Annotated in this window: 15 protein-coding genes and 1 tRNA gene; 2 read left to right on the top strand and 14 right to left on the bottom strand. The window is 68.6% G+C overall.

What is annotated here, in order from left to right; all coding sequences use genetic code 11:
- Position 1 precedes the first annotated feature (1 nt).
- Positions 2 to 78: transfer RNA gene (locus tag PSQ40_RS16685), tRNA-Met, on the top strand.
- Positions 79 to 352: 274 nt separating this feature from the next.
- Here PSQ40_RS16685 and PSQ40_RS16680 read toward each other — a convergent pair.
- The 9 genes from PSQ40_RS16680 to PSQ40_RS16640 all read right to left on the bottom strand — a co-directional run bounded on the left by PSQ40_RS16680 (position 353) and on the right by PSQ40_RS16640 (position 9,630).
- Positions 353 to 898 carry an ureidoglycolate lyase gene (locus tag PSQ40_RS16680; RefSeq protein WP_273953021.1) on the bottom strand — a complete coding sequence of 182 codons (546 nt, stop codon included), beginning with the start codon at positions 896 to 898 and terminating at the stop codon, positions 353 to 355.
- Between the two features lie 49 nt (positions 899 to 947).
- A complete protein-coding gene (locus tag PSQ40_RS16675) occupies positions 948 to 1,286 on the bottom strand; it encodes a polyhydroxyalkanoic acid system family protein (RefSeq protein ID WP_273953020.1) in 339 nt (112 codons plus the stop codon).
- 2 nt (positions 1,287 to 1,288) lie between these two features.
- Positions 1,289 to 2,413, bottom strand: coding sequence for an aminopeptidase (locus PSQ40_RS16670; protein WP_273953068.1), 1,125 nt, complete (start codon positions 2,411 to 2,413; stop codon positions 1,289 to 1,291).
- 226 nt (positions 2,414 to 2,639) lie between these two features.
- A complete protein-coding gene (locus PSQ40_RS16665) occupies positions 2,640 to 3,035 on the bottom strand; it encodes a RidA family protein (protein WP_273953019.1) in 396 nt (131 codons plus the stop codon).
- Positions 3,032 to 4,702 carry an AMP-binding protein gene (locus tag PSQ40_RS16660; protein WP_273953018.1) on the bottom strand — a complete coding sequence of 557 codons (1,671 nt, stop codon included), beginning with the start codon at positions 4,700 to 4,702 and terminating at the stop codon, positions 3,032 to 3,034. The genes PSQ40_RS16665 and PSQ40_RS16660 overlap by 4 nt, the downstream gene beginning before the upstream one ends.
- 3 nt (positions 4,703 to 4,705) lie before the next feature.
- A complete protein-coding gene (locus PSQ40_RS16655) occupies positions 4,706 to 5,893 on the bottom strand; it encodes an acyl-CoA dehydrogenase family protein (RefSeq protein WP_273953016.1) in 1,188 nt (395 codons plus the stop codon).
- A 1-nt stretch (position 5,894) separates the two neighbouring features.
- Positions 5,895 to 6,749, bottom strand: a complete 855-nt coding sequence (locus PSQ40_RS16650) for an enoyl-CoA hydratase family protein (RefSeq protein WP_273953014.1) — start codon at positions 6,747 to 6,749, stop codon at positions 5,895 to 5,897.
- Entirely contained in the window at positions 6,746 to 7,240 is a 495-nt protein-coding gene (locus PSQ40_RS16645; RefSeq protein ID WP_273953012.1) for a MarR family winged helix-turn-helix transcriptional regulator, read from the bottom strand. The genes PSQ40_RS16650 and PSQ40_RS16645 overlap by 4 nt, the downstream gene beginning before the upstream one ends.
- Before the next feature lie 2 nt (positions 7,241 to 7,242).
- Complete coding sequence (locus PSQ40_RS16640) at positions 7,243 to 9,630, bottom strand: bifunctional salicylyl-CoA 5-hydroxylase/oxidoreductase (RefSeq protein WP_273953010.1); 2,388 nt, start codon at positions 9,628 to 9,630, stop codon at positions 7,243 to 7,245.
- Between the two features lie 150 nt (positions 9,631 to 9,780).
- Here PSQ40_RS16640 and PSQ40_RS16635 point away from each other — a divergent pair, with 150 nt between their 5' ends.
- Entirely contained in the window at positions 9,781 to 10,104 is a 324-nt protein-coding gene (locus PSQ40_RS16635) for a DUF1840 domain-containing protein (protein WP_273953009.1), read from the top strand.
- Between the two features lie 174 nt (positions 10,105 to 10,278).
- On the opposite strand, the gene PSQ40_RS16630 is transcribed toward PSQ40_RS16635, so the two are convergent.
- The 5 genes from PSQ40_RS16630 to PSQ40_RS16610 form a co-directional block, all read right to left on the bottom strand.
- Positions 10,279 to 11,325, bottom strand: a complete 1,047-nt coding sequence (locus PSQ40_RS16630; protein WP_273953007.1) for a Bug family tripartite tricarboxylate transporter substrate binding protein — start codon at positions 11,323 to 11,325, stop codon at positions 10,279 to 10,281.
- Positions 11,326 to 11,502: 177 nt separating this feature from the next.
- A complete protein-coding gene (locus tag PSQ40_RS16625) occupies positions 11,503 to 12,480 on the bottom strand; it encodes a tripartite tricarboxylate transporter substrate-binding protein (RefSeq protein WP_273953006.1) in 978 nt (325 codons plus the stop codon).
- Positions 12,481 to 12,582: 102 nt separating this feature from the next.
- Positions 12,583 to 13,323 (bottom strand): IPTL-CTERM sorting domain-containing protein, encoded by a 741-nt coding sequence (locus PSQ40_RS16620; protein WP_273953004.1) that lies wholly within the window; start codon positions 13,321 to 13,323, stop codon positions 12,583 to 12,585.
- A 666-nt stretch (positions 13,324 to 13,989) separates the two neighbouring features.
- A complete protein-coding gene (locus PSQ40_RS16615; protein WP_273953002.1) occupies positions 13,990 to 15,243 on the bottom strand; it encodes a phenylacetate--CoA ligase family protein in 1,254 nt (417 codons plus the stop codon).
- Positions 15,244 to 15,459: 216 nt separating this feature from the next.
- Entirely contained in the window at positions 15,460 to 16,269 is an 810-nt protein-coding gene (locus PSQ40_RS16610; RefSeq protein WP_273928310.1) for an ABC transporter ATP-binding protein, read from the bottom strand.
- Positions 16,270 to 16,346: the final 77 nt, after the last annotated feature.

Raw genomic sequence — 16,346 nt, 5'->3', positions numbered from 1 at the left:
CCGCGCGATGGAGCAGTCTGGTAGCTCGTTGGGCTCATAACCCAAAGGTCGGAGGTTCAAATCCTTCTCGCGCAACCAAATTCAAGCGGTCTCCGCTGTTTTGCAAAAAGCCCACTTCGGTGGGTTTTTTGTTTTTCTGCATCCCCTTCTTGTTCGGATGGGGGGCCCGCGTGCGTGGACCTGCCGCGCCCACAGGGCGTTCATTAAAGCCCCGCACCCACCAACCCCCACGTCAGCATTCCAGTGCGACAGCATCCCCCGCCAGCCCAGCCCCCAAAAGGCCTGCCATCCAGCCCATCGCAGGCCCATGGGGCCTTGGCAGGTCACAGGGGCGACTGGCTGATCCCGAGGCTCAGTGGGGGGGGAGGGCGGCGATTTGCAAGGGCGCGGCCAGCCCGCTGAGCTCGCAGTCCACGGGGGCGCCGGGCGGGGTGTGCCGCTCCAGCACGACAAAGGCGCCGTCCTGCAGGGCCAGCAGGGCGTGGTGCCAGGTGCCAGGGTGCAACACAACGCCTTGCTGACCATTGGTGACGAAGGCCTGCACGTCGTCGGGGCCCGGCAGGGCATTGGCGCGGGCCACGACCACGATGAAACGCTGTCCTTCAAGCGGCATGAAGCTTTGGCTGCCGAGCTTGTGACGCTCCAGTTCGTGCACGGTGATTGGCAACGAGCGCGCCTGGGCCTGATAGATAGCCAAGCCTGCTTGTCCGTCCGCGTGGTGCAGCGACAGGGGCAGCGCCAAGTCCAGTCGCCAGCAACTGCCCTGGTTGATGGGTCGCGCGCCGGGGGGCGGTGTGTCGCCAAACCCTTCCAGCACGGTGCCGAAGGGCGCGAAGTGTTCGGCGCTCAGCGGGCGCAGGGGCAGGGTGGCGGGTGTCAGGGCAAGGGCAGCGTTCATGCCCACCGTGCAAGCACAGCCCGTGCCCGCCAGCGCCAGCGGTCGCCTGTCAGGCCGCGCCGGCCTGTGGTGCCGTGGGCACCGCCGCCACGCCGTCTTGGGGTTTGATCAGCTCGTCGAGTTGACGCGAAATCTCGGCTTCGATCTGGGGCTGGAATGAACCCAGCAGGAAACCCAGCTTGGCGTTCAGCTCGAAGCCTTGGGCCGTGACCTGCAGCGAGCCACTGGCACCCGCGCGGGTGAAGCTCAGCACGTCCTGCTCGGCGCCTTCGTCGTAGCGGCACTGCATGTCGAGCTTGCGTTCGGCCTTCTCGGCCCAGCGGCGGGCGACCTCGCGGGCGGCGGACAGGCCCAGGGCGTGGGCGCGTTGGATGTGGATGTCGGGCAAATTCAATCTCCGTCGGTCGCGCCGGGCAGGGTTGGCAGGGCTTGGCGCCGCTGAGCGGCAGGTAATTGCGCCAAGCGGCGGACCGCATCATAAAACGCGGGCCACGGTTCTGCGTGCTCCTTCTGCATTTGGGCGAACAAGGCCTCGAACGCGGGCACCAACCCATCGTAGGCCGCCTGGGTGCCGAAGCTCGCATTGTTGGCTTCGGCGACCCAGGGGTCATAGCCCGACCGCTGGCCCGGCGCGAGGCCCCAGGATTGGCGCAAGGCCGCGTAGCGGGCCCGGAACTGGGCCATGACCTCGGCCTTTTGCGCCAGGGCCGAGCGCCTGGCCTCGGGGTCCGCGTGGGGGGTGGGCGGGCGGTCAGCGCCGCGCGGCGTGGCCGGCGGCTGAAAGGGCTCATACAGGGCCAGCAGGGCCTCACGGGTGCTGCGCACCAGGGCCCGGAAGTCGCGCCGCTGCCGGTCGGCGCGTGCGTAGGCGTCACGGGCTGCGGGGCTGGCCTGCTGGGTCAGCCACTGGCGCACCCCGATCTGCTCCACCGCGGTGGCAAACGATTCATTGAAGGTGGTGTCGTCGTGGACGTACACCACCTGGTGCGCCATCTCATGGAAGATCAAGCGCGCCAAATCACCCTCGGGGTAGTGGATGAAGGTGTTGAGCAAGGGGTCGCCGCCCGCCCAGTTCAGCCAGCCCAGGGTCGAATAGGTGGGCACCCCATAGACCTGGGTTTCCAGGCCTTCAGCGCGCAGCACCTCGCTCAAGGCGTGGGCCTGGGCGGCGTCAAAGTAACCGCGGTAGCCGATGCAGCCCGCGACCGGAAAGCACCAGGTGCGCAGCGTCAGTGACAGCGGTTCGGCGGCCGTCACGTTCCAGATCGCAGCCGGGCGCCGCAAGTCGGCATAGCGCTGGTAGCTGGCGTTGTCCGGCAGGCCCAGCGCTTGCACAGCAAAGCGACGCAGGCGCTGCGCGGATTGCAGCTGTTGTTGCAGGGGCGCGGGGGTTTGGGGATCGGCCAGCCAGTCATCGATCGGCTTCGCCGCCTGCATCAGCTGCCAGTGGCCGTGAACCGATTGCCAGTAGTAGCCCATCTGGGCGCAGCCGCTCAGCAGCAGGCCGAGGCCCATGAGGACGCCGCCCCGCCCCAGGCGCACCAAGGCGGGGGACAGCCGGAGGCGCCGCAGAAGAAGACAGGTCAAGCGCATGGCCCAACGATAACCCGAGCAGCCGGCGGCCAGGTGCTGCGCCTCCGGCCTGCGGCGTTTGACATGGGGGCCGATCGCTTTGGCAGCGGCTGTCGCCGCCAGGCCAAGCCCTGGGGGGCGCAGGGCCGTCGCCAGGCGCACCACCGGCTCAGTCGGGTCGCACTGCGGTGACCTCGATCTCGACCTTAGCCCGGGCCTCGACCAGGGCCGCGACCTGCACGCAGCTCATGGCCGGAAAGTGGCGCCCCATCACCTCGCGGTAGACGGTGCCCAGCTCGCGCAGCCGGGCGTTGTACTCGTCGCGGTCCACGATGTACCAGGTCATGCGCACCATGTGCTCGGGGCCGGCCAGCCCGGCCTCGAGCACGGCGCGCACGTTCAGCAGGGCTTGCCGGGTTTGCGCAATGAAGTCGTCACTCTCGAACTGCTGCTCAGCGTTCCAGCCGATCTGGCCGCCGACAAAAATCATCGTGCCCCGCGCCGCCACGCCATTGGCATAGCCCTTGGGCGCGGCCCAGCCGGGCGGTTGCAGGTGTTCGATCATGGTGTGGGGTTCCTCAGTTTGAAGCGTTGCAGTTTGCCGGTTTCGGTGCGCGGCAGGCTGCTGCGGAACTCGATCTGGCGGGGGTACTTATAAGGCGCGATGCTGGCCTTGACGTGCTCTTGCAGGGCGCGCACCAGCGCCTCGTCGCCCACCTGGCCCGGGCGCAGCACACAAAAGGCCTTGACCACCATGCCGCGTTCCGCGTCGGGCACGCCAATGACCGCGCATTCGGCCACCGCCGGGTGCCGCATCAGCGCGTCTTCAACCTCGGGGCCGCCCACGTTGTAGCCGGCGGTGATGATCATGTCGTCGTCGCGGGCCTGGTAGTAGAAGTAGCCATCGTCGTCCTCGACAAAGGCGTCGCCCGGGTAGTTCCAGCCGGCTTTCACGTACTGCTGCTGGCGGGGTTCGTCGAGGTAGCGGCAACCGGTCAGGCCGGTCACGGTCAGCTTGCCGACCTGGCCGCGGGGCCGTTCGTGGCCGGCGTCATCCACCACACGCGCCACATAGCCCGGCACCACGCGCCCAATGGCGGTGCCGTGTGCGCTGCGCCGCACGTCGTCGGCCGGCGAGGAGATGAAGATGTGGAACATCTCGGTGGCGCCGATGCCGTCGGTCAGCTCGAGCCCGGTGGCAGACCGCCACATCTGGCGCGTGGCTTCGGGCAGCGCCTCACCGGCGCTCACGCAGGTGCGCAGGGTGGGCACGCCCAGGGCCTGGGCCACCGGCGCCATCTGGCGGTAGAAGGTGGGGGCGGTGTAGCAAATCGTGGCGCCCACCGCCTGGATGGTACGCACCATCGATTCAGGCGTGTAGCCCGCGTCCGGAAAGTACACCGAGGCACCGGCCCACATCGGGAACACCAGCAAGCCGCCGAGCCCGAAGGTGAAGGCCAGCGGTGGCGAGCCCAGCACGATGTCGTCGGGGGTGGCGCGCAGCACATGGCGCGGCCAGGCCTCGCAGGCCATCAGCACATCGCGGTGGGTGTGCACGGCGGCCTTGGGGCGGCCCGTGGTGCCCGAGGTGAAGGCCAGCAAGGCGACGTCGGTGGCCGCGGTGGGGCAGGGCGTGAAATGTGCAGGCTGGGAGGCGGCCAACACCCCCAGGTCTGCGGGGTCATCGGGCGAGCCAAAGCAGACGATGCGGCGCAACACCGGGTGCTCGGCCTGGGCCTGCGCCAGTTCGTCGCGCAGGCGCACATCGCACAGGGCCAGCGCGGGCTGGGCCTTGTCGATGATGTCCCCCAGTTCGCGGGCGCGCAGCAGCGGCATGCTGGCCACCGCGATGCCGCCGGCCTTGACCACCGCCAGCCAGGCCAGCGCCATGCCGATCGAGTTGCCGCCGCGCAGCAGGACCCGGTGACCCGATTGCAGGCCGGCCTCACGGCACAGCCAGTTCGCCATGCGGTCCACACGCTCGCGCACCTCGGTGTAGCTCAGCGTGAGCTGGGCCGAACGCAGCAGCGGGCGGTGCCCCCAGCCGCGCTGTGGGGCTTTGTCGAGCAGTTCTTCCACCAGGTTGAGCTGGCCCTGCAAGGGCAGGCCGGGCAGGTCGTAGTGCAGGCGCGGCCATTGCTCGGCCGGTGGCAGGCGGTCGTGCACGAAGCGGTCGACCTGGGCGCTGGGGGTGGGGGCGTCGGGCGCGTGGGGAGCGGTGGTGCCGGTCATGGTTCAACCTTGCAAGGCGGCTTTGCCGAGGATGAGCTGTTGCACTTCGGTGGCCCCTTCGTAGATGCGCAGGGCCCGGATGTCGCGGTACAGGCTTTCGACCTTGCAGCCCACCTGCACCCCGCGCCCGCCGTGCATTTGCAGTGCCATGTCGATCACGCGCTGGGCGTTCTCGGTGGCCACCATCTTGGCGCAGGCCGCGGCCTGGCTGCGCTCGGCCTGCGGGGCACCGCTGTCGCGCAGCCAGGCGGCGCGGTAGGTCAGCAGAGCGCCGGCTTCGATCAGGGCGCTCATTTCGCCGAGCTTGGCCTGGGTCAGCTGGAAGTCCGCCAAGGTGGCGCCGAACATGCGGCGCTGGCGTGCGTGGGCCACCGCCTCGGCCAGGGCACGGCGCGCCATGCCCAGGGCGGCGGCGGCCACGGAAGGCCGGAAGATGTCCAGCGTCTGCAAGGCCAGCTTGAAGCCCCCGCCCGAGGGGCCCAGCAAGGCGTCGGTGCCGACGTGGCAGTCGTCAAAGCGCAACGTGGCCAGTGGGTGCGGGGCCATCACCTGCAGGTGCTCCTGGTCGTTCAGGCCCGGGGCGTTGGCCTCGACGATCAGGGCCGACAGGCCGCGGGTGCCTGGGGCTTCGCCGGTGCGCGCAAAGACGCAATAGAAATCGGCCAGGCCCCCATTGCTGATCCAGGTCTTGACCCCATTCAGGCGGTAGTGGCCGGGGCTGGCCAGGGTGGCCTCGGTGCCAATGGCGGCCACGTCCGACCCCGCCTCGGGCTCGGTCAGCGCGAAGGCCGCGATCTTCTCGCCACGCGCCACGGCCGGCAGCCACCGGGCCTGCTGGGCCGGGTTGCCGGCCAGCGTGATGGCGCCGCTGCCCAGGCCCTGCATGGCGAAGGCAAAGTCGGCCAGCGGGGAGTGAAACGCCAGCGTCTCGCGCAGCAGCACCAGCGCGCGCGAGTCCAGTTGCGGCAGCGCCCCGCCGTGGGCGGCCGGCACGCAGTAGCGCAGCCAGCCCGCCTGACCCAGGCGTTGCACCCAGTCGCGGCAGGCCGCGCGGTCGTCGTGCTCGTCAACCTGCTGGGCCTCGGTCCAGGGCAGCAGGCCGGCCACCAGGTCACGGTGGGCCGCGTCGAAGAAAGGCAGTCCCAGGTGCTGGGTGTTGGGCCGCGCGGGCCAGGGGGCGGGGTGCTGCATCTCAGTCTCCGTGGAACTGGGGTTGTTGCTTGGCGGCAAAGGCTTCGTAGGCGCGACGGAAGTCCTGCGTCTGCATGCAGATGGCCTGGGCCTGGGCCTCGGCCTCGATGGCTTGCTCCAGCGTCATGGCCCACTCCTGGTTCAACATGGTCTTGGTCATGCCGTGCGCGAAGGTGGGGCCATCGGCCAGGCCACGTGCCAGTTGCTGCGCTTGCGCGAGCAGGGCCTCGGCCGGGTGCAGGCTGTTGAAGAAGCCCCAGGCCAGGCCTTCGTCCGCGACCATGGCGCGGCCGGTGAACAGCAGCTCGGAGGCGCGGCCCTGGCCGATCAGGCGCGGCAGCAGCGAGCAGGCGCCCATGTCGGCCCCGGCCAGGCCCACGCGGGTGAACAGGAAGGCGGTCTTGGCGCGTGGGCTGCCCAGGCGCAGGTCGCAGGCCAGGGCCATCATGGCACCGGCCCCGGCGCAGATGCCGTCGATGGCGCCAATCAGCGGCTGGGGGCACTGGCGCATGGCCTTGACCAGGTCACCAGTCATGCGCGTGAACTCGATCAGCTCGGGCATGGTCATGCGCGTCAGCGGGCCGATGATGTCGTGCACATCGCCGCCGCTGCAAAAGTTGCCCCCCGCGCCGGTGATGACCACGGCCTTCACATCGGTGGCGTAGCGCAGGGCGTTGAACAGGTCGCGCAGTTCGGCGTAGGACTCGAAGGTCAGCGGGTTTTTGCGCTCGGGGCGGTTCAGCGTCAGCGTGGCCACACCAGCGTCGAACGCCCAGCTGAAATGCTGCGCCTGGTAGGCCTGTAGCGGCTGGAACTGGGGGCGCATCGGGTTGCTGGCGCCAAGGTAGTGCTTCATGGGGTCTCCGGGTCGGGTTCGGTGTGTTGGGCCTGCGCTTTGACTTTGCCCAGCAGGCGGTGCAGGGTGCTGACCTCGCGCGGGCTCAGGGCGCTCAGGGCGTCGACGATCCAGCCTTCGTGTTCGCGCGCCATGGCGCGGAACTGCTGGTGGCCCAGCGGCGTCAGGCGCACGCGGTAGGCGCGGCGGTCGTCGGGGACTTCGACGCGCTCCACCAACTGCTCGGCCACCAGCTGGTCGGTGATGCCGGTGACGTTGCCCCCGGTCACCATCAGGCGCCGTGACAGGTCTTTCATCTTCAGGCCTTCGGGTTCGCGCTCCAGTTGGGCCATCAGGTCAAAGCGTGGCAGGGTGGTGTCAAAGCGATCGCGCAGGCGGCTGCGCACCTGTTTTTCGATCAGCTGGGTGCAGGTCAGCAGGCGCAGCCAGAGGCGCAAGGCCTCCGGGTGTTCGCTCGGGGCGCTGTCGTTGAGGCGGGCTTCCAGGTCCATGGTCAGTGGTCTTCTCGAGGGGCCGGGGGCCGGTTGGCGGCCTCGGCCTGGCTTTGTTTGAGTTGCTCGCGGTAGAGCTGGTCGCGGCCGCTCCAGTAGGGGCGGGGCCAGTCCACCGCAGGGCTGACCGTGCACTGCTGGCGCGCCGCCTGGTGCAGCGTCCAGGCCGGGTCGGCCAGGTGCGGGCGGGCCACTGCGCACAGGTCGGCACGGCCGGCGGCGATGATGCTGTTGGCCTGGTCGGCGTCGGTGATGGCGCCCACGGCCATCGTCAGGATGCCGGCCTCGTTGCGGATGCGGTCGGCAAACGGGGTCTGGTACATGCGGCCATAGACCGGCTTGGCGGCCCGCGAGGTCTGGCCCGAGGAGACGTCGATCAGATCGCAACCCGCGGCCTTGAACAGGCGCGCGATGGCCACCGCGTCGTCGGGGGTGGTGCCACCGTCGACCCAGTCGTGGGCCGACAGGCGCACGCTCATGGGGCGCTCGGCGGGCCAGACGGCGCGCATCGCGCTGAACACCTCGAGCGGGAAGCGGCAGCGGTTCTCCAGCGAGCCGCCATAGGCGTCCTGGCGCTGGTTGGTCAGCGGGCTGATGAAGGCGCTCAGCAAGTAGCCGTGGGCCGCGTGCAGCTCCAGCCAGTCAAAACCGATGGCCGCAGCCCGCCGGGTGGCGGCCACAAACTCGTCGCGCACCCGCACCATGTCGGCCGGCGTCATGGCCTGGGGCACTTGGTTCTGCGGGCCATAAGGCAGGGGGCTGGCGCTCAGCAGCGGCCAGTTGGGGGCGGCGTCGGGGGCGCCGCTGGCGCTGGGCAGGGGCTCATCGGTGCCCTCCCAGCCGCGTTGGGTCGAGCCCTTGGGGCCGGCATGGCCCAGTTGCACTCCGATCAGGGCGCTGCTCTGGCCGTGCACAAAGTCCACGATGCGGCGCCAGGCCTGGGCCTGGGCGTCGGTCCACAGGCCGGGGCAGCCTTCGGTGATGCGGCCGTCCGGGCTGGGGCTGGTCATCTCCACCATCACCAGCGCGGCACCGCCCAGGGCGCGGGCCCCCAGGTGCACCAGGTGGAAGTCCTGCACCAGGCCGTCGACCGCGCTGTAGGTGGCCATCGGCGACACCACGATGCGGTTCTTCAGCCGCGCTTCGCGCACCTGCAGGGGCGTGAACATGGGCGGCACGGCTTGGGCCGGGGCGCCGCTGCGCTGGGCCAGCCAGGCCTCGTAGCCGGCGATCCACTGCGGGTCGCGCAGGCGCAGGTTGTCGTGGCTGATGCGCTGTGAACGGGTCAGCAGCGAGTAGCTGAACTGCTCGATCTCCATGCCGCTGTAGCGCGACACGTTCTCGAACCACTCGGTCGAGTTGCGCGCGGCGTTCTGGATCTTCAGCACCTCCACGCTGCGCCGCGCCTGGTACTGCTGCAGCACCTCGGTCACCGAGGCGCCGCTGTCGGCGGCGGCGGCAAAGGTGTCGGCCAGGTCGATGGCGTCCTCCAGGGCGAGCTTGCTGCCGCTGCCAATCGAGAAGTGCGCGGTGTGGGCGGCGTCGCCCATCAGCACCACGGGCCAGCGGCGGTCGGGGCCCTGCACCTCGTGCACCCAGTTCTGGCAGATCACGCGTGGGAAGTTGATCCAGATCGCCGAGCCGCGCAGGTGCTTGGCGTTGCTGATCAGCGCCTGCCCGTCGAGGTAGCGCGCGAACAGGCGCTCGCAGAAGGCCACGCCTTCTTCTTGCGACATCTGGTCGAGGCCATGGGCTTTCCAGACCGATTCGGGGGTTTCGACGATGAAGGTCGAGGTGTCGGCGTTGAACTTGTAGGCGTGGGCCTGGAACCAGCCGTGCTCGGTTTCTTCGAAGGCGAAGGTGAACGCGTCAAAGGTCTTCTTGGTGCCCAGCCAGACGAAGCGGCAGCGCCGGGTGTCGATGTCGGGCTGGAAGGTGGCCGCATAGCGGCTGCGGATGCGGCTGTTGAGCCCGTCGCTGGCGATCACCAGGTCGGCCTGGTACTGCGCGGCCAGGGCTTGGTCGTCGGTGACGTCGCACTCGAACACCAGGTCCACCCCCAGGGCCTGGCAGCGGTCCTGCAGGATGTTGAGCAGGTGCTTGCGCCCGATGCCGCAGAAGCCGTGCCCCGTGGAGCGCAGGCTGCGGCCCTTGAAAAACACCTCGATGTCGTCCCAGTGGTTGAACGCATCGCCAATCAGCTGGGCGCTGGGCGCGTCGGCCGCGCGCAGCTTGTCCAGCGTCTGGTCACTGAGCACCACGCCCCACCCAAAGGTGTCGTAGGGGCGGTTGCGCTCCACCACGGTGACGCGGTGCGCCGGGTTCTGCTGTTTCATGAGCAGAGCGAAGTAGAGTCCGGCGGGCCCACCGCCGATGCAGAGGATGTTCATGTGGAAATAGTTTAGGTCTAAACTATTTGCCGACAATAGGGTTTGCCTGGGGGCCTGCGGGCGGGCCAGGCGGGGGCCGAGGGCCGAGGGCCGGGCGGCCGATGGGTGCAGAATCAGGTGGCTGCGGCCCCGTGCCGCCAGGAAGATCCGATGCTTTACAAGTTCAAATCCAAATCCACCGCCGACCTGATCATGCTCGAGCCCCACGGGCGCCGGGTGCTGGAGATCATCGGCAAGACGCCGGGGCCGCAAGGCATTGTGTTGGTGTCCCAGATGGCGGCAGCGCTGGGCGCGCTGGAGTCGGCCCTGGCGGCCGAAGATGCGCTGGCCGCGCAGGCCCGTGCCGAATCACCCGAGGAAGACGAGGACAGCCAGCGCTCGCAGGCGGTGTCGCTGCGCCAGCGCGTGGCGCCGTTCATGGACATGCTGCGCCGCTGCGAGGCGGACGGTCACGATGTGACCTGGGGCGTTTGAGGCCCGCTGTTGGGCCAGGGACTCCGCGGTCGTGACGACCGGTCGGTGGGGTGCCAGCGACCGCCTGCCGGTCGGAAGGGGCCGTTGCGCCCGCGCCTGGTCAGCCCAGGCCCAGCCGGGGCCGCTCGGGCTGCGGCCCGGCCCGCGCGCCGGGCCTGGTGAAGGTCTGGGGTGTCAGTCGACCTTGGCGCCCGAGGTCTTGACCACCTGGGCCCACTTCTTGTGCTCGCTGTCGATCAGCTTGGCGAACTCGGCGGGGGTGATGCCGCTGGGCAGCGCGCCCTGGGCCACCAGCTTTTCCTTCATGGCCGGGCTGGCCAGCGACTTGGCCACTTCCTGCTGGATGCGGTTGACCACGTCCGGCGGGGTGCCGGCCGGGGCCAGCAGGCCAAACCAGGAGCTGGCGTCAAAGCCCTTCAGGCTGGGGCCACCGGCTTCGGCCAGGGTGGGCACATCGGGCAGCGCGGGCGAGCGCTGGGCGCTGGTCACCGCCAGCGCCTTGAGCTTGCCAGCCTTGATTTGCGGCAAGGCCGAGGGCAGGTTGTCGAACATCACGTCCATGTTGCCACCCACCAGGTCCATCAGGGCCGGGCCCGAGCCCCGGTAGGGGAAGTGGATCAGGTAGGTGTTCGTCATGCTTTTGAACAGTTCACCGGCCAGGTGGATCGAGGTGCCATTGCCGCTGGAGGCCATGTTCAGCTTGCCCGGGTTGGCCTTGGCCACCTTGATGAAGTCTTGCACCGTGTTGATTTTCAGCTCGCGGGCCTTGTCGGGGTTGACCACCATCACGTTCGGCACGGCCGCGACCAGCGAGATCGGGGCAAAGTCCTTGATGGGGTCGAAAGGCATCTTCTCGTACAGCGCGCGGTTGATGCCATGCGTGCCCACCGTGCCCATCAGCAGGGTGTAGCCGTCAGCCAGCGATTTGGCCACGATGTCGGCGCCTACATTGCCGCCCGCGCCCGCGCGGTTGTCCACCACGAAGGCTTGACCGAACGCCTTTTGCAGCTCGGGTGCCATGGCCCGGGCCAGCAGGTCGGTGGTGCCGCCAGCGGCAAACGGCACCACGATGCGCACCGACTTGGTGGGCCAGCTGCTTTGGGCCAGGGCGGGGGCGGTGCCCAGGGCGGTCAGGCCGGTGGCAGCCAGGGCCAGGCCCAGGGGGGCGCGCAGCCATTGGCGACGCGCGGGCGAGTTCAGCGGGGAAGTGCAATCGGTCATACCAGTCTCCATGGGCTCGCCGGTGGATCCGGCGGCTGTTTGTTGTGTCAGTCGATTACTTTAACCCGCTCCAAGTCCAGTTCAGCGCGGTGAAGGGCCTTGCGGGGGCCCCAATGAAAAAACCGCCAGCCTCTTGCGAGGGCTGGCGGTTGTGCGCAAGTCAATCCGGGGGCGATCTCAGTCGGCGTAGACGCCTGCCGCCTTGATGATCGGGGTCCACTTGGCGATTTCGGCTTGCACGAACTTCTTGTGCTCGGCGGGCTCGATGCGCTTGTCGGTGGCCACCACGGCGCCCAGGGCTTCTTCCTTCTTGATGAAGTCGGGGTCCTTGAGGGCCGCCTTGAGCGCGGCGTTGATCTTGGCCAGCACCTCGGCCGGGGTGCCCTTGGGCGCGTACAGCCCGTGCCAGATGGTGATCTGGAAGTCCTTCACACCCGACTCCGCCAGCGTGGGCAGGTCTTTGAGCGACGGCGTGGTCAGGCGCTTCGGGGTGGTCACCGCGAAGGCCTTGACCTTCTTGCCTTCGATCTGGCTGCTGGTGTTGGTGGTTTGGTCGCACAGCAGGTCGATCTGGCCGCCGATCAAGTCGGTGATGGCCGGGGCCGTGCCCTTGTAAGGCACCGTGGTCATGTCGGTTTCGATGGCGTTCTGGTACAGCAGGCCGCACAGGTGCGAGGCCGAGCCCACGCCCGCGTTGCCCAGGTTGATCTTGCCCTTGTTCTGGGCGATCCAGGCGGTCAACTCTTTGTAGTTGTTGGCCGGCATGCTGGGCTTGGCGATCAGCGTCATGGGCACGTCGTTGATGATGCCCAGGTACTCGAAGTCGGTCTCCACCTTGAACGGCAGGTTGCGCACCAGCGCGGGCATGGTGGCCATGCCGATGTGGTTCACCAGCAGGGTGTGGCCATCGGGGGTGGCGCGGGCCACTTTGGCCGAGCCGATGGAGCTGCCGGCACCGGCCGCGTTTTCGATCACCACGGAGGTGCCCAGTTGCTTGCGCAGGGCTTCCGACAGATCGCGCGCCACGCGGTCGGTCGGACCACCGGCCGAGAACGGCACCACCAGGGTGACGGGCTTGTCCTTCAGGGGGTAGTCGGCAGCCAGGGCGCTCAGGGCCAAGGTGGCCAGCGCTGTCAAGGTGAGCAGCTTCTTCATGATGTCTCCAATGTGATTCCGCGGTAAATCATACCGATGGGGCCACGTTAATCCATCACGGGAACTACTTATCACCCAAGCCCTGTGCGGACTTGGGGGCTTTCAGCCCCGATGGGCGGCTGGGCGGCGGCGCTGCAGCCAGGTGATGCCACCGAGCAGGGCGGCACAGGTGATCAGGGCCCATTCGCTGAGGGTGGGCACGGCGCTCACCCCGCCCGCGACGACGGGATCGGGGATGCTGGTGTTGTTGAGCACCACGTTGTCCAGGGTCACGCCGGCCACGCCTCGCCACCCGTTGTTCAGACAACTGGTGGCGGTGGCGATGATGCGCACCGTGGTGCCGTTTTGAGCTGTCAGGTTCACTGCGGGCTGTGGAGCCAGGGCCGCTCGGTTGACGCCGGTTGCTTCGTACACCGTGGTGATGAGGTTCCCGTTGGTATCGGTGACTTCGACTTTGACGCTGCAATTGGCGGCGCCGCGTTCGTCTCTGTCCCAGATTTTGTAGCCCGCAGCCAAGCTCAAGGTGCTGGTGCCTGCGGCGGGCAAGGTCACGTCCTGGTAGATCTTGCAAACGGCAGCCGTGCTGGTGGAGTCAGTGATGAGGGCCAGCGCCCCATCCGTGGGTGGGCCGCTGAGGTGGCTGCGGTACGGCGTGGTGATCACATTGTCCCCCAGGGCCTGCCAGCTGCACTGGTTGGCAGGGGTCGAGCTGGTGGTCCAGTTGGCCAGACCCGACTCGAACGAATGGTTCTGCACCAGGTTGGCAGCGAAGCTGGCGCCGCTCAGGGTCAGGGCCGCCAGGCCGGTGAGGGTGGAGGTCAGGAAGGTGTTACGGGTCAGCACAGACAAGAGGCCGCAGGCGCGGCGGTCAATTCAGGTTGAAAGCACGGTGCCGCAGGGGCCCGCACACGGAGGTGGGGCGCAACCGCGTTCCGGGGCCCGGCGCACCGCGCCGGCCCATGCGTTGCAGGGCCTGGGCAGCCCGACGGCTGCTGGCCGTTCCGCAACGGAACATGCTTTCACTCCCCTTTTTTCTCGATGCTCAAGGCAGATTCACGCCCTGGTGACAGCAGGTCAAAGTCTAGGGTGGGGGGCCGATTTGGGCCGCATCAAGACCCCGTGCGTTGGACGCCAGGCTCTAACGGGTCTCTAACGGTGCTGTGGTAGGCGACTTGACCGGGCCCGTGCGCACGGACTGAGCGGGGTGTGAAAGCGGCGGGGTAGGGGACGGGGGAGAGGTGGGGGAAAAATGGGGGCGAAATGGGGGAGAACCGGGGGGGGGATCACTGTGCCGGCGCCAGGCCGGGCCACGCGGGGACGTTGCGGGCGAATGGTGGCCCTGGGTCTGGAGGGGGCCGTGGCGGTGTGGGCAGCGGGCCCGCACGGCGGCCTGGTCATGGGGGGGCGGGCCTGCTGGGATGACGGGCCCCTCCGGGCCGTGCTGGGCCGAGGGGGGCAAGCGGTGGCAAGGTGGGGGCGCTCAGCGACGCGGCCCACCCCGGCCTGGGCTCACTGGTAGCTGCGAGCGTCTTCGATCACTTTGCCGTCGTTGGGCAGGCTGCCGGGCGCGTGCAGCTCCACCTCGCCACGCAGCTTGGTGACATCGCGGATGGCGTCGCCCAGGGCGCGGGCCAGGCCCTCGGCGACCTCGGTGGTTTCGACTTTGAGCAGCATCTGGTCATTGGCCATCTCGCCGCTGACCACCAGGCGGGCTTTTTGCACCTGCGGAAAGCGCCGAGCGATCTCGGCCACCTGGCTCGGGTGCACGAACATGCCGCGCACCTTGGTGGTTTGGTCGGCGCGGCCCATCCAGCCTTTGATGCGGGTGTTGGTGCGCCCGCTCGGGCACTGGCCCGGCAGCACCGCCGACAGGTCGCCGGTGCCAAAGCGGATCAGCGGGTAGCCGCTGCTCAGCGTGGTGACCACCACCTCGCCGACCTCGCCGTCGGGCACCGGGTCGCCAGTGCCTGGGCGCACGATCTCGACGATCACGCCTTCGTCGAGCACCAGGCCTTCGCGGGCCGCAGTCTCGTAGGCGATCAGGCCCAGGTCGGCGGTGGCGTAGCACTGGTAGCCGTCAATGCCGCGCGCCAGGAACCAGTCGCGCAGGCTGGGCGGGAAGGCTTCGCCACCAAACAGGGCTTTCTTGACGCTGGGCAGTGGCAGGTTCAGTTCGGCGGCTTTCTCGACCAGGATCTTCAGGAAGCTCGGGGTGCCGATGTAGCCCGCGGGCCGCAGTTCGGCCATCGCCTGCACCTGCTGCTCGGTCTGCCCGGTGCCGCCAGGAAACACGCTACAGCCCAGCGCGTGGGCGCCGGTTTCCATCATCGAGCCCGCGGGCACAAAGTGATAGCTGAAGCTGTTGTGCACCAACTCGCCCGCGCGAAAGCCCGCGGCGTAGATCGAGCGCGCCAGGCGCCAGTAGTCGCGGCCCACGCCTTCGGGTTCATACAGGGTGCCGGGGCTGGCGAACACGCGCGGCAACTGCGCGCCAAAGCGCAGCGCGCTGAAGCCGCCGAACACATCGCCTCCGTCGGCCCGGGCGGCCTTTTGCAGCTCGAGCAGCTCGTGCTTGCGCGTCACGGGCAGGCGCGCCAGGGCGGCACGGCTTTGGATCTGCGCCGGGTCCACGTCAGCCAGCAGCCGGGCCAACGCGGGCGCGTTGGCCTTGGCGTGGGCCACTTGTTGGGGCAGGGCCTGCATCAGCGCGGCTTCGCGCTCGGCTGGGGAGCGCGTTTCCAGCGCGTCGTAAAAGGAGGTCATGGCAAGGTCCTGTGGGAGGAGGGCTCGGGCAGGGGCAAGGGCGAGGCGTCGCTGGTTTGTGACCAGGCGCATGGTTGTCGCCAGGCCAGGGTTTGGCCGGGCAAGGGGCTGGGCAGGCCTTCCGGGCCGGCCCAGATGCAGATGGCGCGCCAGTGGGCGCCGGCGTGCGGCATGGCGGTCGGATGCACGGAGGCGGTCATCGCGCGCACTCGGCTCTCAGGCCAGCCAGCGCTTGCGGCGCTTGTAGCTCTTCACGTCCTTGAAGCTCTTGCGCTCACCGCCCCCCACACCGAGGTAGAACTCCTTGACGTCTTCGTTGCTGGCCAGGTCGGCGGCGGCGCCGTCCATGACCACCCGGCCGCTTTCCATGATGTAGCCGTAGTCGGCGTACTTCAGGGCCATGTTGGTGTTTTGCTCGGCCAGCAAGAAGGTGACCTTCTCCTTGGCGTTGAGGTCTTTGACGATGTTGAACACCTCTTCGACGATCTGGGGGGCCAGGCCCATCGAGGGTTCATCGAGCAAGACCATGCTGGGGTTGGCCATGATGGCGCGACCGATCGCGCACATCTGCTGTTCACCGCCCGAGGTGTAGGCCGCCTGCGAGGTGCGGCGCGTCTTCAGGCGCGGGAAATAGGTGTAGACCTTGTCGAGGTTGGCGGCGATCTCGCCCTTGTCCTTGCGGGTGTAGGACCCGGTCATCAGGTTTTCCTCGATGGTCAAGTGGGCGAAGCAATGGCGGCCCTCCATCACCTGCACCACGCCGCGCTGCACCAGCTCAGCGGGGCTGAGGTTCTCGATGCGTTCACCGCGCAGCTCGATTGAGCCCTTGGTGACCTGGCCGCGCTCGCCTTGCAGCAGGTTGGAGATGGCGCGCAGCGTGGTCGTCTTGCCAGCGCCGTTGCCACCCAGGATGGCCACGATGCCCCCTTCGGGCACTTGCAGCGACACGCCCTTGAGCACGAGGATCACGTGGTTGTAGATGACCTCGATGCCGTTGACGTTGAGAACGATGTTGGGTTGGTCCATGGCTGTTCTTCGGGGTGGGGGCCAGGCCGCTGGCCCCCGGTTTTGCAGGCTGCCGGCCGCCGCCCGGACTGGGCGGG

Source organism: Curvibacter cyanobacteriorum, from assembly GCF_028649475.1.
In the GTDB taxonomy this organism is placed as follows: Bacteria; Pseudomonadota; Gammaproteobacteria; order Burkholderiales; family Burkholderiaceae_C; genus Curvibacter; species Curvibacter cyanobacteriorum.
This window is presented reverse-complemented; position numbering and strand designations above follow the sequence as displayed.